Annotated in this window: 22 protein-coding genes; 9 read left to right on the forward strand and 13 right to left on the reverse strand. The window is 63.2% G+C overall.

Features of this window, described 5'->3' with window-relative positions; all coding sequences use genetic code 11:
• Positions 1-27 precede the first annotated feature (27 nt).
• The gene (locus CLV89_RS14280; protein ID WP_106164345.1) at positions 28-1,269 is read right to left on the reverse strand and encodes an MFS transporter; all 1,242 of its coding nucleotides are present in this window, start codon (positions 1,267-1,269) and stop codon (positions 28-30) included.
• Between the two features lie 158 nt (positions 1,270-1,427).
• On the opposite strand from CLV89_RS14280, the gene zapE reads away from it, so the two are divergent.
• On the forward strand, positions 1,428-2,498 hold the full coding sequence (gene zapE / locus CLV89_RS14285) for a cell division protein ZapE (protein WP_106164450.1): 1,071 nt from the start codon (positions 1,428-1,430) through the stop codon (positions 2,496-2,498).
• Positions 2,499-2,577: 79 nt separating this feature from the next.
• Here zapE and CLV89_RS14290 read toward each other — a convergent pair whose 3' ends face one another.
• The 4 genes from CLV89_RS14290 to CLV89_RS14305 all read right to left on the reverse strand — a co-directional run bounded on the left by CLV89_RS14290 (position 2,578) and on the right by CLV89_RS14305 (position 9,076).
• Entirely contained in the window at positions 2,578-3,849 is a 1,272-nt protein-coding gene (locus CLV89_RS14290) for a bifunctional folylpolyglutamate synthase/dihydrofolate synthase (RefSeq protein ID WP_106164346.1), read from the reverse strand.
• A 161-nt stretch (positions 3,850-4,010) separates the two neighbouring features.
• Positions 4,011-4,967 carry an acetyl-CoA carboxylase, carboxyltransferase subunit beta gene (accD, locus tag CLV89_RS14295; RefSeq protein ID WP_106164347.1) on the reverse strand — a complete coding sequence of 319 codons (957 nt, stop codon included), beginning with the start codon at positions 4,965-4,967 and terminating at the stop codon, positions 4,011-4,013.
• A 62-nt stretch (positions 4,968-5,029) separates the two neighbouring features.
• A complete protein-coding gene (locus CLV89_RS14300) occupies positions 5,030-5,911 on the reverse strand; it encodes a CPBP family intramembrane glutamic endopeptidase (RefSeq protein ID WP_106164348.1) in 882 nt (293 codons plus the stop codon).
• A 51-nt stretch (positions 5,912-5,962) separates the two neighbouring features.
• A complete protein-coding gene (locus CLV89_RS14305; protein WP_106164349.1) occupies positions 5,963-9,076 on the reverse strand; it encodes an ABC transporter transmembrane domain-containing protein in 3,114 nt (1,037 codons plus the stop codon).
• A 453-nt stretch (positions 9,077-9,529) separates the two neighbouring features.
• On the opposite strand from CLV89_RS14305, the gene CLV89_RS14310 reads away from it, so the two are divergent.
• The 3 genes from CLV89_RS14310 to CLV89_RS14320 all read left to right on the forward strand — a co-directional run bounded on the left by CLV89_RS14310 (position 9,530) and on the right by CLV89_RS14320 (position 11,511).
• Positions 9,530-10,216 carry a hypothetical protein gene (locus CLV89_RS14310; RefSeq protein ID WP_243395020.1) on the forward strand — a complete coding sequence of 229 codons (687 nt, stop codon included), beginning with the start codon at positions 9,530-9,532 and terminating at the stop codon, positions 10,214-10,216.
• A 133-nt stretch (positions 10,217-10,349) separates the two neighbouring features.
• A complete protein-coding gene (locus tag CLV89_RS14315; protein ID WP_106164350.1) occupies positions 10,350-11,111 on the forward strand; it encodes a DUF6478 family protein in 762 nt (253 codons plus the stop codon).
• Between the two features lie 22 nt (positions 11,112-11,133).
• Entirely contained in the window at positions 11,134-11,511 is a 378-nt protein-coding gene (locus CLV89_RS14320) for a hypothetical protein (protein ID WP_106164351.1), read from the forward strand.
• 173 nt (positions 11,512-11,684) lie between these two features.
• On the opposite strand, the gene CLV89_RS14325 is transcribed toward CLV89_RS14320, so the two are convergent.
• The 4 genes from CLV89_RS14325 to gpmI all read right to left on the reverse strand — a co-directional run bounded on the left by CLV89_RS14325 (position 11,685) and on the right by gpmI (position 16,938).
• Complete coding sequence (locus CLV89_RS14325) at positions 11,685-12,746, reverse strand: bifunctional transcriptional activator/DNA repair enzyme AdaA (protein ID WP_106164451.1); 1,062 nt, start codon at positions 12,744-12,746, stop codon at positions 11,685-11,687.
• 178 nt (positions 12,747-12,924) lie between these two features.
• The gene (locus CLV89_RS14330) at positions 12,925-14,262 is read right to left on the reverse strand and encodes a S41 family peptidase (RefSeq protein ID WP_106164352.1); all 1,338 of its coding nucleotides are present in this window, start codon (positions 14,260-14,262) and stop codon (positions 12,925-12,927) included.
• 7 nt (positions 14,263-14,269) lie between these two features.
• Entirely contained in the window at positions 14,270-15,418 is a 1,149-nt protein-coding gene (locus tag CLV89_RS14335; RefSeq protein ID WP_423837300.1) for a murein hydrolase activator EnvC family protein, read from the reverse strand.
• Positions 15,418-16,938 carry a 2,3-bisphosphoglycerate-independent phosphoglycerate mutase gene (gene gpmI / locus CLV89_RS14340; RefSeq protein ID WP_106164354.1) on the reverse strand — a complete coding sequence of 507 codons (1,521 nt, stop codon included), beginning with the start codon at positions 16,936-16,938 and terminating at the stop codon, positions 15,418-15,420. Before gpmI ends, CLV89_RS14335 begins: the two co-directional genes overlap by 1 nt.
• A 316-nt stretch (positions 16,939-17,254) precedes the next feature.
• Between gpmI and CLV89_RS14345 the strand changes: the two genes are divergently transcribed.
• The gene (locus CLV89_RS14345; RefSeq protein WP_106164355.1) at positions 17,255-17,716 is read left to right on the forward strand and encodes a DUF1203 domain-containing protein; all 462 of its coding nucleotides are present in this window, start codon (positions 17,255-17,257) and stop codon (positions 17,714-17,716) included.
• Between the two features lie 19 nt (positions 17,717-17,735).
• Here CLV89_RS14345 and CLV89_RS14350 read toward each other — a convergent pair whose 3' ends face one another.
• Positions 17,736-18,203, reverse strand: a complete 468-nt coding sequence (locus tag CLV89_RS14350) for a GNAT family N-acetyltransferase (protein ID WP_106164356.1) — start codon at positions 18,201-18,203, stop codon at positions 17,736-17,738.
• On the reverse strand, positions 18,203-19,132 hold the full coding sequence (locus tag CLV89_RS14355; RefSeq protein WP_106164357.1) for an ABC transporter ATP-binding protein: 930 nt from the start codon (positions 19,130-19,132) through the stop codon (positions 18,203-18,205). Before CLV89_RS14355 ends, CLV89_RS14350 begins: the two co-directional genes overlap by 1 nt.
• A gap of 70 nt (positions 19,133-19,202) precedes the next feature.
• Here CLV89_RS14355 and CLV89_RS14360 point away from each other — a divergent pair, with 70 nt between their 5' ends.
• From CLV89_RS14360 to CLV89_RS14375, 4 genes are all read left to right on the forward strand, one after another.
• Positions 19,203-19,385, forward strand: a complete 183-nt coding sequence (locus tag CLV89_RS14360; protein WP_106164358.1) for a zinc-finger domain-containing protein — start codon at positions 19,203-19,205, stop codon at positions 19,383-19,385.
• Positions 19,386-19,427: 42 nt separating this feature from the next.
• Complete coding sequence (locus CLV89_RS14365) at positions 19,428-19,913, forward strand: flavodoxin family protein (RefSeq protein WP_106164359.1); 486 nt, start codon at positions 19,428-19,430, stop codon at positions 19,911-19,913.
• 233 nt (positions 19,914-20,146) lie between these two features.
• Complete coding sequence (gene polA / locus CLV89_RS14370; RefSeq protein ID WP_106164360.1) at positions 20,147-22,951, forward strand: DNA polymerase I; 2,805 nt, start codon at positions 20,147-20,149, stop codon at positions 22,949-22,951.
• Positions 22,952-23,042: 91 nt separating this feature from the next.
• On the forward strand, positions 23,043-23,306 hold the full coding sequence (locus CLV89_RS14375) for a hypothetical protein (protein WP_106164361.1): 264 nt from the start codon (positions 23,043-23,045) through the stop codon (positions 23,304-23,306).
• A gap of 153 nt (positions 23,307-23,459) precedes the next feature.
• On the opposite strand, the gene CLV89_RS14380 is transcribed toward CLV89_RS14375, so the two are convergent.
• Entirely contained in the window at positions 23,460-24,227 is a 768-nt protein-coding gene (locus tag CLV89_RS14380) for a hydroxypyruvate isomerase family protein (protein ID WP_106164362.1), read from the reverse strand.
• Positions 24,228-24,495: 268 nt separating this feature from the next.
• The gene (locus tag CLV89_RS14385; RefSeq protein WP_106164363.1) at positions 24,496-25,077 is read right to left on the reverse strand and encodes a DUF1285 domain-containing protein; all 582 of its coding nucleotides are present in this window, start codon (positions 25,075-25,077) and stop codon (positions 24,496-24,498) included.
• Between the last annotated feature and the right edge of the window lie 21 nt (positions 25,078-25,098).

Here is a 25,098-nt window from a genome sequence, read left to right on the forward strand (position 1 = left end):
GCGCCATCCGCTTGCCCCGGCTGACGCTCAGACCGCCGGGGCCACCGGCAAGGGGCGTTCGCGCACCGGCAGATGCACGATGGCGCTGAAGGCGCCGACGCCCACACCGATCCACCACACCATGGTGTAATCGCCGTAGATGTCATACATCCGACCGCCCAACCACACGCCGAGGAAGCCGCCGATCTGGTGGCTGAGGAAGACGATACCATAGAGCGTGCCCATGTAGCGCAGCCCATAGATATGCGCCACGAGGCCAGAGGTCAGTGGCACCGTCGCCAGCCACAATGACCCCATCGCAACCGAGAAGATAATCACCGACAACGGCGTGATCGGCAGCAGGATGAAGGCCCCCGCCACAATGGTGCGCGCGGTATAGATCCCCGCCAGCAGGTACTTCTTGGAATAATGCTTGCCTGCCCAGCCTGCCAGCAGCGTGCCGCCCACATTGGCCAGACCGATGAGCGAGATCGACACCGCCCCCAGCGCCGAGGTGGTGGTGATCCCCAGCCCATGCAGCATACCACCCGGCATGATCGGGCCGCACATCTCTGTCACAAAGGCCGGGAAATGCGCGGTGACAAAGGCCAGCTGATAGCCGCAGCTGAAAAACCCGAGGAAGATCAGCGTGTAGGACGGATCGCGAAAGGCTTTCTTGAGGATCGCGCCCATGCTCTCTTCCAGTTCCGCCTTGCCGGCGGAAACCGGCGCTCGCATCAGCGGCAGCGACAGGATCAGCGCCAGCACCACGCCGGCAAAGACCAGGAACACCGATTGCCAGGACATCAGCCCCAGCAGATATTCCGCCGTCGGCGCGCCAAAGATCTGCCCCGCCGAGCCTGCCGCGGTGACGATCGCCAGCGACATGGAGCGGTTCTCGTCCGAGCTGGCACGGCCCACCACCGCAAGCACCACGCCAAAGCCGGTGCCCGCAACGCCAAAGCCCACCAGCCATTCGTAGCTCTGCATTTCAAACGGGGTGGTGGCGCCGGAGCTGAGCACCAGACCGGCGGCATAGATCACCGCGCCGATGATGATCGCCTTGCGGTCGCCGATCTTCTCGGCGATGGCGCCAAAGATCGGCTGACCGATGCCCCAGGCGAGGTTCTGGATGGCAATGGCGAGGGAGAATTCACTGCGCAACCAGCCGAAATCCTCGGCAATCGGGATCTGGAACACCCCAAAGGAGGCGCGCACGGCAAAGCTGACCATGATGATCAGGCAGCCCACCAAAAGGACGGGCGTGAACAGGGGGGCGGGGCGGTCCATGGCGGTCTCCGGTTCTTGTTGCGCGACAGTGTGGCGATCCGGCAGCGGCCGTCAATTCAGGAGTTTTGTGTGCATACATCAGAAAAATTGAACACTCAGGCGCGCTCGCCGTGCCCGTGCCGCTTTCCTTTGCAAAATCATCCCGCTATGGCTGGACCATGACACATATGACTGACCTCTATCAGGCCCGCGTCGATGCCGGGCAGATCCAGCCGGACCCAGCGCAAGAGGCGGTCCTGCCGGAGTTTGACCGCATCGCCGAAGGCCTGCGCGCCGAGCCGGTCAAGCGCGGCCTGTTCCGCAAGGCAGTGCGACCGGAGGTCAAGGGGCTCTATCTCTGGGGCGGCGTCGGGCGTGGCAAGTCGATGCTGATGGATCTCTTTGTCGAGAGCCTCGACGATATTCCCAGCCGCCGGGTGCATTTTCATGCCTTCATGCAGGAAATCCACGCCAAGATGCACCTCGCCCGTGAGGCCGGCACCGAGGATGCGCTGGCGCCGGTGGTGGCAGACGTGGTGGCCTCGGTGCGCTTGTTGGCGTTTGACGAGATGCAGATCACCGATATCACCGATGCGATGATCGTCGGCCGCCTATTCGAGGCGCTGTTCGAGGCTGGCGTGGTGGTGGTGACCACCTCCAACCGGGTGCCGGATGATCTTTATAAGAACGGGCTGAACCGGCAGCTGTTCCTGCCCTTCATCGACCTCATCAAAGAGAAGATGCAGGTGCATGAAATGGTCAGCCCGAAGGACTATCGGCAGGATCGTCTGACCGGCTCTCGGGTCTATTTCACGCCGCTGAACGCCGACACCCGCGCCGAGATGGAAGAGATCTGGCGCGATCTGACCGGCGGCGCGGCGGAGCCGTTGGTGCTGACTGTGAAGGGCCGCGAGGTCACCCTGCCCGCCTATCGCAACGGGGTGGCGCGGGCGACATTCTACGACCTCTGCGGCACCATGCTGGGCCCGGGCGACTACCTGGCGGTGGCCGATGCGGTAAAGGTTCTGGTGCTGGAGAACATCCCCAGCCTCGGGCGTAATAACTTCAACGAGGCCAAGCGGTTCGTGACCCTGATCGACGCCCTCTACGAGGCGCGCGTGCGGCTCATTTGCTCGGCGGCTGCAGAGCCGGAGTTCCTCTATATGGAGGGCGACGGCGCCTTTGAATTCGAACGCACCGCCTCGCGCCTGCGGGAAATGCAGGACAAGGACTGGGGGCGCGGGGATTGAAGCCGGAGCTGGGGGCGCTGCCCCCGGCCCTTTGGGCCTCCCCCGAGGTATTTCCGAAAAGATGAAGGCGCGGTGGGTATTAGCCGTTTTCGCGCAGGATATTGCCCGCGAGATAGAGCGAGCCGCAGATCAGCACTCGGCAATCGGGATCGCGGGCCAGGATCGCGTCCAGCGCCGCCGCAACGCTCTCGGCCTCCTGTGCCGCAAGCCCCACGGAGGCCGCCGCAGCCGCCGTGTCTACCGCGCTGAGCGTCGCCGCTTCGCCGGGGATCGACACTGCGGTCAGACTGTCGGCCTGGGCTGCAAGGGGGCGCATATAGCCGGTCACATCTTTGGTGTTGAGCATGCCGCAGATCAGATGCGTCGGACGTTTGGGCAGCTTGGCCAGCACATCGGCGAGCGCAATCCCGGCGGCGGCGTTGTGACCGCCATCGAGCCATAGCTCTGCCGCGCCTGCGGCCTCGACCAGCGGGCCGGTTTTGAGGCGTTGCATGCGGGCGGGCCATTCGGCGCCGGTCATCGCAGCCTCGCAGGCGGCCTCATCCGCGCCGAGGTGACGCAGCACTGCCAGCGCTGCCCCGGCGTTTTGCACTTGATGCGCGCCCATCAATGCGGGAAGTGGCAGATCCAGCAGACCGCGTTCGTCCTGATAGACCAGACGGCCACGTTCCTCATGGACATGCCAGTGCTGACCATAGGCAATCACCGGTGCGCCCAGGCGCAGGGCGGTGTCTTCGATGACCTCCATCGCCTCGTCGGGTTGCGGGCCGACCACCACCGGCACGCCGCGCTTGATGATGCCCGCCTTCTCGCCTGCGATCTTGGCCAGCGTGTTGCCAAGGAATTGTTCATGGTCGATGGAAATCGGCGTAATCACCGAGACTTCGGGCGTGATGACATTGGTGGCGTCGAGCCGCCCGCCAAGGCCAACCTCCAGCAGGGTGTAATCCGCAGAGCTCCGCGAAAACGCCAGCAGCCCCGCCACGGTGGTGATCTCGAAATAGGTGATCGTCTCGTCGCCATTGGCGCTGTAGCACTCGTCCAGCACCTGCGTCAGGTGATCCTCGGAGATCAGATCGCCCGCCAAACGAATGCGTTCGTGAAAGCGTGCCAAATGAGGCGAGGTATAGGCGTGCACGGATTTGCCCCAGCCCTCAAGCCCGGCGCGGATCATCGCCTGGGTGGAGCCCTTGCCATTGGTGCCGGCGATATGGACCACCGGCGGCAGCTTGTCCTGCGGGTTGTCCAGGGCCGCCAGCAGGCGCCAGACCCGATCCAGCGTCAGGTCGATGATCTTCGGGTGAAGCGCCATCATGCGGGCGAGGATGGCGTCGGAGGTCTGGTCAGTCATCTGGCGTGATCCGGTCTGATCACGGAGCGAGGCGGTGCCACATGCGATGAGAGCAGCGCCCGTCCCGTCGGGGTGGAAGCGAAGCGCCCGTCCGGGTTGAGGGCGGGACGGGCGCTGCCCGACCTTCGGTCAGGCAAGACTTACAATGAAGGGACGCAGGCTTATTTGTCTTCGCCCGATGCGTCCTCTGCGGGCGCTTTTTCGTCTTTTTCGACCGAAATCTGTTCCGGCTCCGGATCCGGCGCGGGCAGGTCCCCGTGCACTTGCGGCGGCAGGCCCATCAACATCCGGATGATGGTGACCAGCTCGCCGCGCATCGCGGTGCGCGGTGTCACGCGGTCCAGCATGCCGTGATCCAGCAGGTATTCCGCGCGCTGGAACCCGTCAGGCAGCTTTTCACGGATGGTCTGTTCAATCACGCGGGGACCGGCAAAGCAGATCAGCGCGTTGGGTTCGGAAATATGCACATCGCCCAGCATCGCGTAGGACGCGGTGACGCCACCGGTGGTCGGATGGGTCAGCACGACGATATAGGGCAGGCCCGCCTCTTTCAGCATCTCGATCGCAACGGTGGTGCGCGGCATCTGCATCAGGGAAAGGATGCCCTCCTGCATGCGGGCGCCACCGGCGGCGGAGAACAGAACCAGCGGGCGGTGCAGCTTCACAGCCTCTTCGGCGGCGGCGATGATGGCGTTGCCGACATACATGCCCATGGAGCCCGCCATGAAGGAGAAATCCTGCGCCGCGGCCACGATCGGGGTGCGGCCAATCTCGCCGGTGGCGACCAGCATCGCTTCCTTTTCGCCAGTGGTCCGCTGTGCGGTGCGCAGCCGATCCGGATAGCGTTTCTGATCGCGGAACTTCAGCGGATCCACCACGGGCTCCGGCACCTTGACCTCTGCGAAGATGCCGCCATCAAACAGCGCGTCAAAGCGATCCCGCGGCGTGATGTGCATGTGGTGCCCGCAGTTGGTGCAGACGTTCTGATTGTCGCTCAACTCGCGGTGAAACAGCATGGTGCCGCAGTCGTCGCATTTCTTCCACAGGTTCTCGGGCACTTCGCGGCGCGAAAAGATCGAGTTGATCCTGGGACGGACGTAGTTGGTGATCCAGTTCATCAAATGGCCTCTGCCTGATTGGCGTTGCGTCCCCAGATAAGGTGACTTTCAGTCAATTGCAATCAGGCCCTGATCGCAACCCGTGCCGCAAGCCATGACACGAGGATCACCAGCAGATCCACCAGCAGCCAGGGGCGCAGGGCGGCAATGTCGTCCATGGCAAAGGGATGCAGGTAGAGCGCCAGCCCGTGAAGACTGGACGGAGAGGCAATTACCAGAAGCGACCAGACATTGTTGACGAAATGCACTGCGATCGCGGGGCCAAGGCTGCCGGACCGCGCCGTCAGATCCGCCATCAACACACCATAAAGGGTCGAGCCCGCCACGATCAGCCAGGCATTTTCTCCCGCCTCGGCCGGCATGTAGTGTCCCATGCCGAACAGTGCCGAAGGCAAGACCATCCACACCAGTGGGCTTTTGAACCGGGCCGCGAGACCTTGCTGAAGATATCCGCGAAACAGGATTTCCTCTGCGCTGACCTGAATCAGCACCAGTGCGAGCGAGAGCGGAAGCCACATCAGCCAGCGCGCAAGGTCGAGATTTCGACCCAACGGCGCGCCCATACTGTAGGGGGGCAGGATGACCAGCACGGCCACAAGCACCGCGAGGATGCGCAACACGCGCGTTCCCTGCCAGATGGCGCGGTGCTTCGGACCGATCACCGACCCGAGGCTGCGGTGATGCAGCCCCTGCACCACCAGCCCGACAGCGACAATCGCGTAGATGAAACTGCCGAGCAGCATCGCCATTCCGGCCGGGTTGGTGCCAGTGATGAAATCGGCTTGGTCGGTCGCCGCAAGCAAAACGGGCAGCAGGAACACGTCCGACAACAGGCTGAGGGCAAACCAGACGACGATTACCAACACCACACCGAGGGCAAAGCGCCAGAGTTCCGATTTGGCGCGCGCCTCCTGCAGCAGGGTCTCATGCGGGTGGTAGCTCATATCGGCGGGCCTTCTTTGGTCATCATGTATTGGCGCAGGCGATCATCAGCATCAATGATCTGGTGCCACCGGGGCTGTGGCTGTCCCGTCATCCGCCGAGGTCGCCAGTGCGGAGGGGGCCGCGGGCATGCGACCTGAGCGCGCCTCCTGCAGGGCCTCTGCCGCGCTGGACAAGTGGCCCGACACGGTCTTCAACAATTGCAGGGCCACCGAAATGTCGCTTTCGATCACGGTACGATATTCCTGTGACCCGATGCGCAGGAAAACACAATCTTCTGCGGCCAAAAGATCCAGTTGCCTGGGGTCACCGGTGATCACCGCCAGGTCGCCGATCAACCGCCCCGGACCGATCATGTCCAGATGGCTTCCATCCTCGGGAAAACGCAGCGATGCCTGACCGGACAGGCAGAGATAGACCGCATCGCCCTCTTCGCCCGCGCGAAAGACTGCGGCCCCGGTTGGGACATTCACCCAGGATGCGGAGAAGGCCAGCAGCCGGCGATGCCGCGCGTCAAGCCGCGCAAACAGATCAATCTCGCTGATGACCGCAAGTTTGCGGTCGAAATCACCGCCAGTGTCGTCCGTGTCGGTCCAGACCGGCGTTGCCGCCCCCTCCTGCCCGTCGACGCGCCCGTCCTTCAGCTCCAGATAGAGATCATAGCGCGATGGGTTTTCAAAATGATCCTCAAAGTGGATCATGGTGGTCTTGGGCAGCAGCGCCTGCAGTCGGGTCCGGGTTTTCAGTCGGCTGTCAGAGTCGTGGCTGGCCAGCACATGGTCCAAAATCAGGATGTCCGGGCGTTTGATCGCGGCGCGGGTAAAGGCGGCACGTTCACGGAACACAGGCTCCAGCAGCGCTCCGCCGAGGCCGGTCGGCAGGTCGTAGATCATCAATGCCAGCCGTGCTTTCAGGTCGTGGTCGGCCATTACATCCGCCACGGCATCCTCGACCGCCTGCGCCCGCGCCCCCGCATGCGCCGAGATACGGCCAAACAGAGCGTTTTCCAGCACCGTCAGCTTGCGGGCGTATTCTTCCGACCGCAGGCGCCGATAGACGCCGCTGCATTCACTCAACAGCAGATCGCTGCGGTTCTCGCGTATGCGCAGGATGTGGGTCTTGTACGCGCGCGGCAGGCCGGGGCCGATCTGCTCTTCGGTGAGCAGGAATGGCAGGGTACACAACAGCGCGCGATCCTCGCGGTTGAGCTCCTGCGCCGCCAGATGGCGCTCCGCGGCCTTGGTAATGCGGGCATAAAGATCCTCGTCAAGGCCGAGGCGACGGAACAGCGGATGCGAGGTGTCGCCGCGACCGAAGGTGCGCTGCAAGGTGTCGAGAAGCGCCAGACTGATGTCGCGGGTCTGCGCCTCCAGCCCCTCGGCGCGCAACACGCGCTGAAAGGGGCCATCCGGGTTTGTGAACAGTTTGGCCGGAACCGGCTGCACCGGAAAGGCGAACATCATGTTCTCCGCCAGCGACAGCGCCGGATTGTAGTGATCAGGCAGGAAGCGATAGACCACATCGCGCAGGCCTTTTTCCTGCAGGCGCGCCTCGATCCGGGGGCGCAGCTCGGTGATCTGCGCTTCGAGCGCGCGGTGGCGGTCCTGCAGCCGGGCGTGCAGGGTGCGATGGAAGAGCTGCCCGTCAATGCCCATGGCCTCGACCAGCTGGAACCACCAGTCGCGCAGGCCATCCTCGGACCCCAACCCGGCCAGATCCGGGTTCACCCAATCGGCGTTCAGGGGATCCGGGTTGTTGCCCGCGCGCAGGGATTCCGCCCGCTGCAGCAATTGCAGTTCGGGGCCGGTTGCGCGTGGACGGCTGCGCAGCGGCATCAACACGTTGTCGCCAAGCGAGCCGTCAAACAGGTAGGGCGCGTTGAACGCATAGCCGATACGGCTGGCGATCACCCCCTGATGCAGCTCTGCCAGCGGACGGCCTGCCACGATAACCTCGCCACGGCTTGGCAGCACCTCACGGGTCAACACCTGCGCCAGCGCCTGACGTTCGGCGGTCGAGCTGCTTTGGATTGCGACCTGCGCGCCCGCCGGAATGGTCAGGCTGAGGCCGTCGAGGATCGGCTTGCCCTCGGCGTCCTTTACGGTGACGTCGCGCAGCTCGATCTCTCCGCGCAGGTGCGGCACTTCCCGGGGCTCACCTTCAAGCAGCTTTTCATCAATCATGCCGGGAGGGGCGAATTTCTCCGCCATGATCTGCCAGCGCAGCGACATGTCCTGCACCTGATTGTAATAGGTCAGCAGCTCCTTCCAAGGCGCCGACAGATCCTTGTAAGCCGCCAATGCCGCCACCAGCGCGCCCACGGTGATCTCGCCCCGGATCGCCAGAACGCCGCCGACCGAATAGAAAAAGAACGGCGTCAGGTGGCCGATCAGGTTGTTGAGGAACTTCATGAAGAACTTCTTCATGTAGATGCGGCGGCGGATCTCGAACAGGCGGCCCAGACGGTTGGAGACCTGCGCCAGCCGGTAGCGCCAGCCGCCATTGCTGCGCAGATCGCTGAGCCCTGCCGCCGTCTCGCCGATCTCGGCCGATAGCGCGCGCACCTCGGCGATACGGTCCTTGTTGAGAAGGTTGATCTGGCGTTGCAGCATTGGAATCAGCCAGGCCTGCAGTGGGATCAGCGCCACCGAAGCCAGGCCGAACCAAACGCTCTGGACAAAGAGAAACGTCACGATGGTCAGCATCTGCCCGGCCTGGAACACCGGCTGCGCCACCGCATCCCCCATCAATCCGCCCATCGGCTCGGACTCGGAGGTGATCATCGACACCATCTCGCCCTGGCTGGTGGTATGAAAATGCCCCGATGGAAACCGCATCATGCGGGCAATCATCTGATAGCGCAGCCGCCGCAGCAGGCGTTCGGAGAGGATCCCCTTCAGCGTGTTGAGCCGCATCTTCATCATGCCGCTGGCCAGCACTGCCCCGAGAAAGGCAAAGCAGAGCACCAGAAGGTAGTCCTCGGACGTCAGCCGCCAGCCCCAGAGATCCACCCATTCGCTGGGCGAACCGATAGCGTCGTTGACAATACGTTTGGGCAGTTCCAGCGTGATATACAGGAACGGAAACGTGAGCAGGGTCAGAAGCAGAAGACCAAGCTGCTGGCGTTTCGAATGGCGCCAGATGAAGGAAAACAGGCTCGGCTCCACGCCGTGTCCTTTCTGTCCGTCGGACCGCCGTGAAGCCCATGGCGGGTTGAAAACAAAAGCGATACCGTCTGTCGCAGACAAACGCGCCCCGAAAATCTGTCAAAGAGCGCCTGATACGTCACCGCATCCCGCGAAGGCGCGTCAGGTAAGCGTGTTGTTGCCGCAATTCAAGTCACGCGTGTTCACTCTCCGTTAGCACTTGTTCCGATTCAAGGCTCCGTTTAAACAAACTGGGTATGAAAATAAGGGTGTGCCCCGGTGCCGGGGTCACGCAGAATCTGGGTGCAGGGGCAGACATTGACCGGATTACGGGCACGGACCACAGCCATTCATTGCGCCCTCGGTCGGCGCCGGACAGAGGTCTTTGCCGGCCTGTTAGATCGTGCAGGCGGGCGAGTGGATCTGCGCCGATGTCTGCTCTTGCTCGTGCTGCCGCTCGTGTTGGCGGGATGCATGGAAGGCAACCGTCTGGCCTTTGCCCCTCCGGGTCAGGATATTCCTCATTCCGGCAATGGGCGCGGGCGTGCGCTGACGGCGGTTTTTGGCGATGGGCAACTGATCCTCGCCGCCCCGTCCGGTTTCTGTTTTGACGCCCAAATGGAACAGCACACCGGCAGCGGCGGTTTTGCACTGCTCGCCCGCTGCGAGCGGCTTGGCACGTTTGGGCGTTTCAGGACGGGCGATGGTGCAATGCTGACCGCCACCGTGGGCGCGGTGGCCGCAAACACACCGCCTCCCTCTGCCGATGCGCTACGGTCGGCGTTTGCTACGTCCCGCTCTAGCGCGAGGGTTCTTGAAACCCGCAACGACGGAGGTGTTCCGCTGGTGAAGCTGCACCTGACCGGGCATTCCGCAGAGGGGGCCAGCGGCACCCATTGGCGCGGAGCGTTTGTGGTGCATGGGCATCTCGTTTCGATTGCGCTCTATGCGCCGGACGGCAGCGGCTATCTGGGTGAATCCGGCGCCCGCCTGATCCGCGAGTTTGTTCGCGCGACCCGCAACGCCACACATCTGGCGGAGACCTCGGCTCCGCCCGCCTCCAACGATGCTGCAGAGCGAGCCGCGGCAGGAGCGCACTCTGCCGTGCCCGCGACGGCGCTGGCCGCGCGCAGGTTCACGCCGCGCACTCCGGGCGCGTGACATCACAGCGCCACAGGAGAGAGAAACTCGGTGTCGCCGTGTTGTCCCCTTGTGCTAATCCGTTAATATGTAGACGAAATCCAGAGCAGCACGCTCTGGTAAAGCACGCGACAGCGCGATCTGCGGGGGAAGAATGGGCAGATTTCTTGAACAGGTGCTGAACGCCAGCACATTTCGCCGCTGGCAAGCCGCCGTGCGCAAAGCCCCGGATGCGGGTCTTGCCCGCCTGCGGCAACAACGCAATGAGGCCCGAAAGCTGCGCGCCCGCCTCGACCAGCTGATCCATATCGCCGATGGCCAGCTTGCGTTGCCGCGGATCGGATCGTCCTATTTCGCCCGTCCGCACGGTACCGACTGGTCCTGGCGCCCGGAGCTTTGGCGCGGCCCGTTGCCGCTTCCGGGCGTGTCCTCGGCGCCCAGCAAGACGCCGCTCGGCCACGAGGTGAAGCTGTTCCATGATTGCACCATTTCAGAACTGACCCTGCGCCAGCTGCGCAACACCCGCGAAGAAGATCTGGCCCCGTTTGGCCTGCGGATGGATGTGTTCAAATTCGATGGCTCGTTTCTGTCATTGGTCATCGATCTGCCCGCGGAGGCGACCATCGGCCTGACCCGCCAGCATCTGGTGCGCTTGGACTGCATTGTCGAGAGCGAACAGCCTGTCGAGATTTTTGCCCGCCTGAACATCAAGCACGGTCCCAATACCGAACAGCTGGTGCGGGAGCTTCCGCATGGCGAGACGGCGGTCTCGGTGGAATATGATCTGGCCTATTCGCGGTTGAACGAAAAGCGGATCGAGAAAGCCTGGGTGGATCTGATCTTTGAAGCGCCCGACATGAACCAGGTGGTGCTGCGCGACGTGACTTTTGCCCGGTTCCGCCGGGCCAACCTCTGATCCCAGTGCCAGGAGACCCCTCATGAGCGCCCTGACCCTTCGCAAAATCCGCTTCCGTTCCGGCCTCTGGGAAGGACAGATCGACAATGCGCCTACCTCCGGCGCCCGACCGCAGATTTCGGTTCGGTTTCTGGACCGGGAAGTCGAAGACGTGACGCTGACCGAAGGGGACGCCCCCGGAAGCTGGCGCCTGTCCGTCCCGATCCCAAGCGAGGCGGTGGGCGATGGGGTTCAAAGCTTCCTGATCTATGACACGGAAGCGGATGTGAAACTTGGTGATTTCGCCCTGGTCGCCGGTGACCCCCTGGCCGATGATCTGCGCGCCGAGGTGGAGTTGCTGCGCGCCGAACTGGACATGCTGAAGCGCGCCTTTCGACGGCATTGCCGGGATACCATCTGATACGCCCTCCGGTATGGGAGTGACACGGCACCACTGGGGAAATCTGTGGCACAAGAGGTATTGCGCCCGCTTGCACGTCCGCCGTGGGGCGCGCGCCGGGCCATAGGCCCGGCGCGCGCGAGTCCGACCGATCCGGTCGGAAACACCTCACCAGAAGCCCTATCAGGTCTTCCTTACGCCGAAGTGGCACTCAAATCCCGCTCGATCTCGATCAGGCGTTGTTTACGCCACAGACCTCCGCCATAGCCGGTAAGCGTGCCATCTGCCCCCAGCACCCTGTGGCAGGGAATCATCACGGCGATCTGGTTTGCACCATTGGCCCGGGCCACGGCGCGGCTGGAACCGGGGCGCCCCAGATCTTTGGCCAACTGACCGTAGCTGCGGGTTTCTCCAGCCGGAATGTCACGCAGGGCACGCCAGACCTCAGCCTCAAAGGCGGTGCCATGATAGGCCAACGGGGTGTCAAACCGTGCCGCCCGGCCCGCGTAATACTCTGTCAGCTCTGCCGCAGCCTGATCGATCACCTCAGGGCGACCAAAGCCCAGACCTCCGGGCTGGCGTTTCTGCAGTTTGGCCACTTCTCGCGGCAGCGCCTTGCGATCAGCGAACTCCAGAAGGTGCAGCTTGTGCCGACAGGCGACGGCCACCATCGCACCGAGGGGCGTGTCGATCCAATCCGCCAATAATTGTGCATCCTTGCGAAAAGCTCCGGGGGCCACACCGACAAGCCGGGCAAAGGCGGCACGAAAGGCGCTGGGACTGTCAAAGCCCGCATCCATCTGCGCCGCGATCACCGGCTCACCGGCGCTGAGCGCGGTGAAGCCCTCGCGCAACCGGCGCTGACGGGCCATTTCCAGAAATGTCATGCCGAACTGTCGCTTGAAGGCGCGGCGCGCGGTGGACGCATCCACCCCCAGCGCCAAGAGATCCTCCTCACGCCAGCGGTAGCTGGGTCGGGCCTCCAATGCATCCAGCAGGCGGCGCACCATCGGGTCATTCCCTGCAGCCGCACTAAGAGGATGACAGCGTTTGCAGGCCCGGAACCCGGCCTCGATACAGGCACCTGGCGTGGCAAAGAACTGGCAATTCTCAAACTTGGGTTTTCGCGCCGGACAGGTCAGGCGACAAAAGATCCCGGTAGAAGAAACGCCCACATAGGCACGCCCGTCATAGGCCGCATCGCGGGCCAGCAGCGCAGCATAGAGGGTTTCGGAATCAGGCAGATCAAACATCATCATGCCCAAACCTTAGCGCGCACGCGCGGTCCATGCCGCCGAAATTCGGGCGTCTATATGGAAAACACCCCGAAATCGCCTGTGCTCTGTGGATCAACGATCAAAACATCGTTTTGAGCAATGAAAAAGGCCGCCCGGTGAGGGCGGCCTTTGATGAATATCCTGCGAGCAGAAGATGTTACTGTTTCGGCCCCAGTGCCGACAGCCCTTTGAGGATGTCGATGGCATAGGCCATCTGATAGTCTTCCTCGCGCAGCTCGGCTGCTTTCTCCGCTTTCTCGCGATCCGCCTCGATCTGACGCACCTCGTCTTCGGAAAGGCTGTCGTTGTTCAGGCGTCCGCGCAAGTCGGCCTCGGACCGGGGGCCAAAGGCGCTGCTGGCGGGCTCTTCCTCTTCTGCCTCGGGGCGATTGCGCGGTTGCGCAACAACGATGTCGGGGCTGACGCCCAGCGCCTGAATGGACCGACCGGACGGCGTGTAATAGCGCGCCGTGGTCAAACGCATGGCGCCATCGCCGCGCAAAGGCATCACGGTCTGGACCGAGCCCTTGCCGAAGGATTTGGTGCCCACCACGATGGCGCGGCGGTGATCCTGCAGCGCACCGGCGACGATTTCGGAGGCCGAGGCAGAGCCGCCGTTGATCAGCACCACGATCGGCTTGCCGTCGATCAGGTCGCCCGGAGTGGCGTTGAACCGCTCACCATCCGCCGCCTGACGGCCACGGGTGGAGACGATCTCGCCGCTTTCGAGGAAGCTGTCGGCCACGCTGATCGCCTGGGTCAGCAACCCGCCGGGGTTGTTGCGCAGGTCGAGCACGATGCCGTTGACGTTGTCCATCCCGCCCAGTTCCTCGATTTGTTCTTCGAGATTGGCCTCCAGGTTGGGGGTGGTCTGCTCGTTGAAGGTGGTAACCCGCACGACAACCGACGAACCTTCCGTACGTCCACGCACAGCAGTGAGCTTGATGGTGTCGCGGATGATGGAGACATCGAACGGCTCGTCCTCGCCCTCGCGCACCACGGTGATGATGATCTCGGACCCCACCGGGCCGCGCATCAGCTCCACCGCTTCGTCGAGGCCGAGGCCCAGCAGGCTCTCACCATCGACATGGGTGATGAAATCACCGGCCTCGATTCCAGCCTCATAGGCGGGCGTGCCGTCCATTGGCGAGACGACCTTCACAAAGCCGTCGGCTTGCGTGACCTCGATGCCGAGACCACCAAATTCGCCCCGGGTCTGCACCCGCATCTTGTCAGCGTCATCGGGCGAGAGATAGCTGGAATGCGGATCAAGCGATTGCAACATGCCACCAATGGCCGCCTCGATCAGCTCTGTCTCGTCTACTTCCTCGACATATTGCGCGCGGATGCGTTCGAAGATGTCGCCAAACAGGTCCAGCTGTTCATAGACGGATGCCTCGTTGCTTTCCTGCGCCAGCAGCGGTGCTGCCACATAGGTCGTTGCCACAATGCCCGCGAGCGTCCCGCCCAGAGCCGCCATCGCAAATTTCTTCATCTCTTGCCTATCCACCTTGCCCGGTCCGGAACCATGTCTCAGGGTCCACGGGACTGTTTTCCATTCTAACCTCTATATAGAGCGTTTCTGTCCGGCCAGTTCCACCCCCTTCACCGCTAAGTGACAAAATCGCGCTTGTCGCGGCCGCGTCACCGCCCATCAAACCGACCGGCGTGCCCTCGGGGATCACCTGACCGGCAGCGCCAAAGACCTCTGCAAGGCCGGACAGGATGAACAACGTGTCCGGCTGCGGCTCCAGAATCACCACATTGCCGAGATCAAGCAACGGACCGAGGTAGCGGATCGTCGCGGCCGTCGGGCTGACGACCAGCGACCGGGGGCGGCTGGCCACCAGAATGCCGGCCCGCGCGACGCCGGCGGCGTCCTTGTCGCCATATCCACGCAGCAACAACCCCTCGACCGGCAGCGCAAGATCGCCGCGGCGGTCGGAAATATCAGAACCCGACGTTTGGACCCCATTGGCCTCGGCAATCAGTGCAAGCCCATCAGCAAAGCCGGTCAGCGTCTCGGTCGAGGAAATCAGGATTGCGGTCTGCACCGGATCCTCGGTGAACCGTTGCGGCAAGTCCTGACGGTCAGCGATCGCGGTCGAGAGCGCAGCCCGGGCCGCCTGGACGCCCTGCAGCCCGTCTTCGAGCTTCTGTGCCGCGTTCTGCTGCAACAGGCGCAGGTCACGCACTTCCTGCAGATCATTGCGCAACGCATCGGCACGCGCCTGCAGCCCCGGTGTAACCTCTGCCAGCATCATCGCCGAACGCGCCGCACCTAGCGGCCCGGAGGGATGCAGCATCAGAACCGGCGGCGTCGAGGTCTCGATGGTGGTGATGACGCCCAGCAGCTCGGCCACCTCCTCATCACGGGCCCGCAGCTGCGTGGTCAGCTGTGTTTCACGCCGGGCCACCCGGCGCAGGCCTTCGCGCATGGCTTGCAGCCCGTCCTCATAGGCCCGCACGGTTTCGGTCAGTGCCTTGACCCGGTCATTTGCGGTTTGTGCGGCATCCATGCGTTCGCCCGCCGCTTCCAGCGCTGCCGCAGCCGTGCTGGCAGCCTCGCCGGGGCTCTGGGTCGCCGCAGAGGCAGACACGCCAGCCAGCAGACACAGGCCCAGCGCAAAGGTCATCGCGAGATTGCGCATCATGCGAGTAGGCTTTCCCCGGTCATTTCCTCGGGCTGTTCCAGCCCCATCAGCGCCAGCAGGGTCGGCGCCAGGTCCGCGAGCCGGCCATCGCGCAAGGCAACACCCTCTGGACCATTTACCAAAGCAACAGGAACGAGGTTGGTTGTATGCGCCGTATGGGCGCCGCCAGTGTCCGGGTCCACCATCAGCTCGCAATTGCCGTGGTCGGCGGTGACGATCATCGCACCACCGGCGGCCTTCAGCGCCGTGACCACCGCGCCAAGCCCCTTGTCCACCGCCTCGCAGGCCTTGATCGCCGCGTCCAGATCACCGGTGTGACCGACCATGTCCGGGTTGGCGTAGTTGGTGACGATAAGGTCATAGCCCGCCTCGATCGCCGCGACGAATTTCTCGGTCACCTCGGGGGCGGACATTTCCGGCTGCAGATCGTAGGTCGCCACCTTGGGCGATTTGGGCATCGCACGGTCCTCGCCCACCTCGGGTGTTTCCTTGCCGCCGTTGAGGAAGAAGGTCACATGCGGATATTTCTCGGTCTCGGCGAGGCGGAACTGGGTCTTGCCCTGCTTGGCCACCCATTCGCCCAGCGTGTTGACGATGGCCTTTTTGGGATATGCCGTAGTCATGTAGCCGTTGTGATCGGCGGAATACTCCACCATGCCCAAGAGCCCGGCAAGGTCGGGGCGCGGCCCGGTGTCGAAGTCGGTGAAATCGGGCTCTCCGATGGCGCGCAGGATCTCGCGGGCGCGGTCGGCGCGGAAGTTGAGGCAAAAGACCCCGTCGCCATCCTGCATGCCGTCAAAATCTGCAACCACCGTGGCCTTGATGAACTCGTCCAGCTCCTCACGCGCGTAAGCATCCTCGACCGCCGCTTTTGCGGTCTGCGCGGTGAACTGGCACCTGCCGTGGACCATCGCCTCATAGGCCTGGCTCACCCGCTCCCAGCGATTGTCGCGGTCCATTGCGAAATAGCGCCCGGTGACGCTAGCGATCCGTGCGCCCTCCGCCAGTCCGGCCTCAAGCTGCTCCAGATAGCCCAGCGCCGATTTGGGTGCCACATCACGCCCATCGGTCATGGCATGCAGCCAGACCGGCACACCCGCATCGCGGATCGCCTTCACAGCCGCGAGGATATGGGTGACATGGCCATGCACGCCGCCATCGGAAACCAACCCCATCAGATGCGCCGCCCCACCGGTGTCTTTCAACTTGGCAATGAAGGCCTGCAGCGCGTCATTGTCAAAGAACGACCCATCCTCGATCGCCAGGTCGATCTGGCCCAAATCCATCGCCACCACCCGGCCCGCGCCGATATTGGTGTGACCGACCTCGGAATTGCCCATCTGGCCGGAGGGTAGTCCGACGTCGGGACCATGGGTGATGAGGCGGGCAGCCGGGCCGTCCGCCATGATCGCATCCAGCGTCGGGGTCTCTGCCAGATAGGGCGCGTTGGCCGGTCCCGGCGCAGCGCTGCCCCAGCCATCCAGAATGCAAAGAACGACAGGTTTGGGTGCGGGCATGTTTCGTCTCCGGTCAGCGACAGTGGTTTGATCCGGGTTCTACAGCCTGTGACGCGGTTGGGAAACCGGCGAGTGCGATCTCGGCAGTTTTGTGACACCGGGCCCTGCGGTATTTGCACATTGCAAGCGGCGCGCGATTCGCAGCGCGCTGCCGGGCCCAACGGGGGCGCCGGCATGTCCAATGCAGGTGACACGGGCGGGAGCCTCCCCCGGCATGGGACGTTTGCCACTGCGGCGAAGGCGCAAGATCCGGGTCGCTGGACGGGCAGCGAGAGAACTATCCAAAGGGCAGCCAAACAAAACAGGACCACAGCCCATGCCCCATATCATCGCAATGTCGACCAACACCGTCCGCGCCTATCAATCCGGCCAGCCAGATGCGCACGGCCAACTGCCAGAGCGCGCCATCTCCGACGGCGGCGGCAACCCCTGCCGCCATTGCCTGCGCTACATCCCGGAAGGTGCCGAGATGCTGATCCTCGCCCACCGCCCCTTTCCCGCAGCGCAGCCCTATGCGGAAACCGGGCCGATCTTTCTCTGTGCCGACGCCTGCATCCGGCACGAGGGTGCGGCAATGCCCGAGGTCTTCACCCGCTCGCCCGACTATCTGATCAAGGGCTACTCGGACGACGACCGCATCGTCTATGGCACTGGCGTGGTGGTGGAAAAGGACCGGATGATGGCGCAGGCCGAGGAGATCCTCGCCGACCCGCATGTGCGCTACATCCACATACGCTCCGCCCGCAACAACTGCTATCAGGCCAGGATCGAGCGCTGAGCCGCCCGACGTCGGGACACTAGAGCGTCTTGGTCATCGCGTAGTTGTGCATCATCACGCCGCGACGCTCAAAATCACAGCGCCCTGCCTCGGCAAACCCCTGCCGCAGGAAGAAGCGCCGCGCCGCCTCGCTGGCCTCCACATAAAGCGACGCAAGACCAAGGGCGCGGGCTTCTGCCTCAAGGCAGGCATAGAGGTCCGCGCCAATACCGGTTCCGGCCACCTCTGGCGCGAGGTAAAAACAGTCGATGTGGCCGTCGGCCTCCAGCTCGATAAAGCCCTGCGCCACGTCGCGCGCATCCGCCGCAACCCAAATCCGACGGCCGTCCTGCCCGCGTTCCAGCACGCGGTCGAGCGGGGCCGGTTCCGGGCTCCAAGCCGCACATTGTTCGGGGGTGTAGTCGCGCGCGCCGACCTGATGCACGGCGGCATGAAAGATCCGCGCCCAGTCGGCGGCATCGCGGGGCTCAAACGGACGGATCAGCATCAGCGGGACTTCGTCAGCGCGAGGAAGACATCTTCGAGGTCGGCCTCTTCGGTCTTTACATCACGGATGGAAATCCCCGCGGCACGCACCGCCTCCAGCACCGCCTCGGCAGAGGTCTCATTGCTGTGATAGCGCAGCACAAGGGCACCGTCGCCGCGCAATTCGGCCTCAATGCCCGGGCCCTGCGGCAGCTCCGTCACCGGGGTTGCGGGCTGCACCACCATGGCGCGCGCATCCAGACGTCCCAGCAGGTTTGCGGTCGAATCCCGCGCCACCACTTCGCCCTGGTTGATGATGGCGATCTCGTCGCACATCTCCTGAGCTTCCTCGAGGTAGTGGGTGGTGAGGATGATGGTCATGCCCTGCGCGTTGAGCTGACGGACATTCTCCCACAGCATCTGACGCAGCTCGATATCCACACCGGCGGTGGGCTCATCCAGCACCAGAATATTGGGGCGATGCACCAGCGCCTTACCCAACAACAGCCTGCGCCGCATGCCGCCCGAGAGGGTCCGCGCATAGGCCTCGGCCTTGTCCTCCAGCCCGATCAGTTTCAGGATTCCGTCGCTGTCGCGCTCTGCCTTTGGCACGCCATAAAGCCCCGCCTGCACCTCCAGCGCGCCGCGCGGGGTGAAGAAGGGATCGAGGTTCAGCTCCTGCGGCATCACCCCGATCGAGGCCCGGCTCTGACGGGGGTTCTGATCCTGATCGAAGCCCCAGATCGTCACCTTGCCGGAGGTCTTCAGCACCAGCCCGGCGAGGATGTTGATCAGCGTCGACTTGCCCGCACCATTCGGCCCCAAGAGACCAAAAACCGATCCGCGTGGCACCGTGAGGTCGATGCCCTTCAGCGCGTGCTTTTCAGGCTGGCCCTTCTGGCCTTTGTAGGTTTTGCGCAAAGCTTCAATTCGGATTGCCTCATCAGTCATCGCGACCCTTGCCCCCGGTATTTTCATGGCTCATAAAGCTCCTAACCCATTAGCCAGAGGACCGCCAGCGATGACCATTGAAGCGCCGGAAACCAAAATCGTGGACAGCATGCGAGTGGCCTGCGACGGCAGCGAAGGCGCATTGGGACATCCACGAGTCTATCTGCAGATCCCCGAGGACACTGGATTTGTGGAATGCCCCTATTGCGACTGCAGGTTCATCCACAAGGATTTCGAAGGCAAGATCGCCTGATCCGGCTTTCGCGCCTGGACATGAGCCGTTAGGCTTTGATGCATGGCAGAGCTGTTGATTGTCTATCACTCCCGCACCGGCGGCAGTCACCAGATGGCCGAAGCCGCCCGCGCGGGCGCTGCGGAAGAGATCACCACCCATCTGCTGACCGCCGATGAGACCACACCGGAGCATCTTCTGGCCGCAGACGGCTATCTGTTCTGCGGCCCCGAGAACCTCGCCGCGCTATCCGGCGCGATGAAGGAATTCTTCGACCGCTGTTATTATCCCGTTCTGGGGCACCTCAACGGGCGCGCCTATGCGCAAATGATCTGCGCCGGATCGGATGGCGAGAATGCCGCCCGGCAATTGGCACGGATCGCGCAGGGCTGGCGACTGAAGGCGGTGCAGGACCCGTTGATTGTCTGCACCCATGCGCAGACTCCCGAGGACATTCTGGCCGACAAGGTGATCCCCGAGGCTGACTTGCAGCTGTGCCGGGAACTGGGGCAGGCCATCGGCGCGGGGCTGGTGATGGGGATGTTTTGAAGCACTGAGGACAGCCCCCGAGCCTGGGTGGGGGTGAAGCCCCCTCCCGGGGGGAGGGTCGGGGGCCGCCCGACCTATCGGCCGGACGGTGACGCCTCCCCAAGGTCAGGCACTGTCCTCTGCAACCTGCCGATCAGCCCTCCAATCCCAAACTCCAATTGCCCTTGGCCCCCGGATCATTGATAACCCAGAAACAGAACACGAACGATTTCCCGAGAAGGAGCGCGACGGTCATGAGCGGAACGCAATTCGGCAAAGGCTGCCATCTTCACCTGATCGATGGCTCCGCCTTCATCTTTCGCGCCTACCACGCGCTGCCGCCGCTGACGCGCAAATCCGACGGGCTGCCGATCGGCGCGGTTGCGGGCTTTTGCAACATGCTGCAGCGCTATGTGGAGGGCAACACCGGCCCGGACGCGCCGACCCATGTGGCGGTGATCTTCGACCATTCCGGCAAGAGCTTTCGCAACGATTTTTACGACCAATACAAGGCCAACCGCCCGCCCGCGCCCGAGGACCTGGTGCCTCAGTTCCCGCTCACGCGCGAGGCCACCCGCGCCTTCAACATCGCCTGCAAAGAGACCGAAGGCTTCGAGGCCGACGACATCATCGCCACGCTGGCCTGTCAGGCGCGCGACGCCGGTGGACGGGTGACCATCATTTCCTCGGACAAGGATCTGATGCAGCTGGTGGGCGACGGCGTCGAGATGCTGGATGCGATGAAGAACAAGCGCATCGACAGCGACGGCGTGCGCGAGAAATTCGGCGTCGGCCCCGACCGGGTGGTGGACGTGCAGGCATTGGCGGGCGACTCGGTCGACAACGTGCCCGGCGCCCCCGGCATCGGCATCAAGACCGCCGCGCTGCTGATCAACGAATTCGGCTCTCTTGAGGAGCTGCTGGACCGTGCCGAGGAGATCAAGCAGCCCAAGCGCCGCCAGACCCTGATCGAGAAACGCGAACAGATCGAGATGTCGAAAACGCTGGTGCAGCTCGATTGCGAGATGGCGCTGGACTTCACCCTCGACGAGCTGGAAGTGCGCGACCCCGACCCGGAGGTGCTGCTGGGCTTCCTGTCGGAGATGGAGTTCCGCACCCTGACCAAACGGCTGGCCGATCAGTTGGGTCAGGAGGCACCGACGATCCCCGAAACCGCCGCCCCGGCCGCGCAGGCGGATCTGCCCGAAGCCCCCGGTTTTGACGTCGCCGAATATACCACCGTGCGCGATGCCGAAACGTTGCAACAGTGGATCGACCGCATTCGCGAGCATGGCTATGTCGCGGTGGATACCGAAACCACCGGCCTTGACGAGATGATCGCCGATCTGGTGGGGATTTGCCTCTGTGTCACCCCCGGGCAGGCCTGCTATGTGCCGCTGACCCATAAGGCGGGCAATTCCGACGATCTGTTTGGCTCTGACGATCTGGCCGAGGGGCAGATGCCGCTGGAGCAGGCGCTGGAGATGCTGAAGCCGGTGCTGGAGGATGAAGCGATCCTCAAGATCGGCCAGAACATGAAGTATGACGCCAAGATCTTCGTGCGCAACGGCATCACAGTTGCGCCGATCGACGACACCATGCTGTTGTCCTATGCGCTGCACGGCGGCCTGCACGGGCATGGCATGGACACGCTGTCGGAACGCTATCTCGACCACCAGCCGATCCCGATCAAATCTCTGCTGGGCACGGGCAAATCCGCGATCACCTTCGACCGGGTGCCGATCGACGAGGCCACGCCCTATGCGGCCGAGGATGCCGATATCACCCTGCGCCTGTGGCAGCAGTTCAAGCCACAGCTGCATCAGCAACAGGTGACCACGGTCTACGAGACGCTGGAACGTCCACTGGTGCCGGTGCTGGCGCAGATGGAGCGTCACGGCATCAAGGTGGACCGCGACACGCTGAGCCGGATGTCGAACGCTTTTTCGCAGAAGATGGCGGCGTTGGAATCGGAAATCCACGAGCTGTCGGGCGAGAGCTTCAACGTCGGCTCACCAGCGCAGCTGGGGGAGATCCTGTTTGACAAGATGTCCCTACCGGGTGGTAAGCGCGGCAAGAACGGCAAGTATTCCACCGGCGCCGATATTCTTGAGGATCTGGCGACCGAGCATGAGCTGCCCGCTCGCGTGCTGGATTGGCGGCAGCTGTCCAAGCTGAAATCCACCTATACCGACGCGCTGCAGGAACATATCCACCCAGAGACCGGCCGGGTGCATACCTCCTACCTGCAGACCGGCGCCAACACCGGGCGCATGGCCTCCTCCGACCCGAACCTGCAGAACATCCCGGTGCGCAGCGAAGAGGGTCGGCGCATCCGCGAGGCCTTTGTCGCGGATGAAGGCAACGTGCTGTTGTCGCTCGACTATTCCCAGATCGAGCTGCGCATCCTCGCCCATGTGGCGGAAATCGACGCGCTGAAACAAGCCTTTGCCGACGGTCATGACATTCACGCCATGACCGCCTCGGAGATCTTCGACGTGCCGCTGGACGAGATGACCTCGGAAATCCGCCGCAAGGCGAAGGCGGTCAACTTCGGGGTGATTTACGGAATTTCGGGCTTTGGCCTGGCGCGCAACCTGCGCATCCCGCGCGGCGAGGCGCAGGGCTTTATCGACCGCTACTTCGAACGCTTCCCCGGCATTCGTCATTATATGGACGACACGGTGAATTTCGCCAAGGAGCACGGCTATGTGCAGACGCTGTTTGGGCGCAAGATCCACACGCCGGAGATCGCCGCCAAGGGACCGCGGGCGAGCTTTGCCAAACGCGCAGCGATCAACGCGCCAATCCAGGGCACGGCGGCGGATGTGATCCGCCGCGCCATGGTTCGGATGCCGGACGCGATCACCCACCTGCCGGCCCGCATGTTGTTGCAGGTGCACGATGAATTGATATTCGAGGTTCCAGAAGGTCACGTGGATGAGACCATTTCGGTCGCCCGCAAGATCATGGAAGGCGCTGCCGATCCGGCGGTGCATATGGACGTGAAACTGGTGGTGGACGCCGGTCGCGGCCAGAACTGGGCAGAGGCGCATTAAAGCGCCTCATGCCCCTCATCGGCACAGCCCTTTCCGGCGGGCGCCCGACGTGGCCGCCGGTCATTGACCAAAGCCAATTGGATGAAGACCTTTGAAACCGATCATATTGACTGCAGCGCTCGCGGCGCTGTCTGCCTGCGCCCATCATATCAACCCGGAAGTCACGGCCTATAACGGCGACAGCGTCACCATCGCCACCAGCGAGACGTTCAAGCGCCGCTGGGCTTTGAATGTGGCCTCTGACGAAGCGGAGCGTGTCTGTCGTCAGGGACAGGGCAAGCGGGCGGAACATGCATCCACCCGGAAGGATCGCGCCCGTGGTCGCAATCTCGACCTGTTCCTTTGCCTGCAATAAGCTGAGCTGGCGGCCTGGCTCCGCGCCGCGTCAGCGGCGCCGGGCCCAACGGCCAGAGATCATCTGTGATGATTGAATGGCGGGCGGGAGCCCCCCTGCCCGGATTGCGTAACAGATCACGCATCGCGCCCAGCCGCGTGACAACAGGTGTAATCAGGCCGCCTGCAAAGTCCGCATCCAGCGCAGGCTGTCCTCGGTGCGCAGCGTACTTGGGGTGTATTCCGCACTGACCCACCCGGTATAGCCGCTGTCATCCACCGCCGCGAAGAACTGATCGAAATCCAGCGCGCCGCGCCCCGGCTCGCAACGCGATGGCGCTGCCGCAAACTGCACATGGGTGGCGCGGTGGCCGAAGACCTCCCAGACCTTCAACGCGTCGCCATGTATCAGCTGAGCATGATAGGCGTCGAACTGCAGGGTGACGTTGTCCCGGTCCACCTCATCAAGGATCTCGACCGCGAGGTTATAGTCATCCAGAAAATAGCCGGGGAAATCACCGCTGTTCAGCGGTTCGATCGTGAACTGCTGATGGGGGGCAGAATCCGCAGCCATCTGCAGGTTCTGCACATAGGTCGCCCGTGCGGCATCCCCCTTGGCGGGCCCTGCCATCACATGGACACGTTGCGCTTTCAGCATATCCGCATAGCGCATCACCCGACGGATGTCGCGCTGGAAGCGGTCCGCCAGCTTTGGCACCGCAGCATAGCCCGGGTCACCGCCCGCATAATTCGGCGGCGGTGCATTGATCAACAGCAGCTCCAGACCATTGGCCAGGAGCGCTCGCTGAGTTTCTTTCGCTGCAAACTCATATGGAAACAGCACTTCCACCGCCTTGAACCCGGCAGCGGATGCCGCGGCAAACCGGTCCAGATAGGGCAGCTCCGCAAAGAGCATGGATAGATTGGCCGCGAACCTTGGCATTCTCACCTCCTGCTGCGCATGCAGCCCCTACGTCTGACTATACCACAGACCTGCGGCTGGCGTAGATCGATTTAACTTAACTTTGAACTGCATCTGCTCTCTCGGTGCGAAGATATGCCTTTGCGCAGCACGGATGGAAATGCCCTCGATTTGTGCAATTTTAATGATCCACATCGCACACCCCCGTCTTCCCTTCGCCACCGCCTCGGGCCAAAGTCTGAGCCTGCAGCCCACCCAGGTGCAAGCGTCAGGATCGTGCGACGCCCTTTCAGGCGAGATCCAGCTCGTCCGCAGGCATGATGCGAAAGAACTCGCCACCGGACCAGAGACCGAACCAGCCATCGCGCGCAACGCCACGCTCCACCAGCCGGTAGAAACTCTTGCGGTCGATCAGTGCCTCCAGCCCGTTTCGGATGTGCACATAGGGGGATGGCTCGTCGGTCTGCGGGTCACGTTCGACCCGGATCGGATTTTCGGGTCCCGCTGTCGCGCGATCCCCCACATGGGTGGTGAAGGTCAGATCCTGCGCCTCCCCCTGTCCCGAGGCATCGAAATCCACCGCCACAAAAGGCGCATCATCCACCGTGATGCCGACCTTTTCCACCGGCGTGACGAGATAGTATTTCCCGTCCTCCAGCTTCAGAATCGAGGAGAAGAGCTTCACCAGCTCAAACCGGTTTATCGGGGAGCCGAGGTAGTACCAGCTGCCGTCGCGCGCGATCCGCATATCCAGATCACCGCAGAACGGCGGGTTCCACAGATGCACCGGCGGCAATCCGCCCTTGCCAGCCGCCTTTGCGCTTGCTTCAAGGGCATCTGCATTGGGGGTCACAACTTTTTGTCCACTCATTCGTTTTGCCATTCCATCTGC

This window comes from Tritonibacter scottomollicae, assembly GCF_003003215.1.
Lineage (GTDB): Bacteria > Pseudomonadota > Alphaproteobacteria > Rhodobacterales > Rhodobacteraceae > Epibacterium > Epibacterium scottomollicae.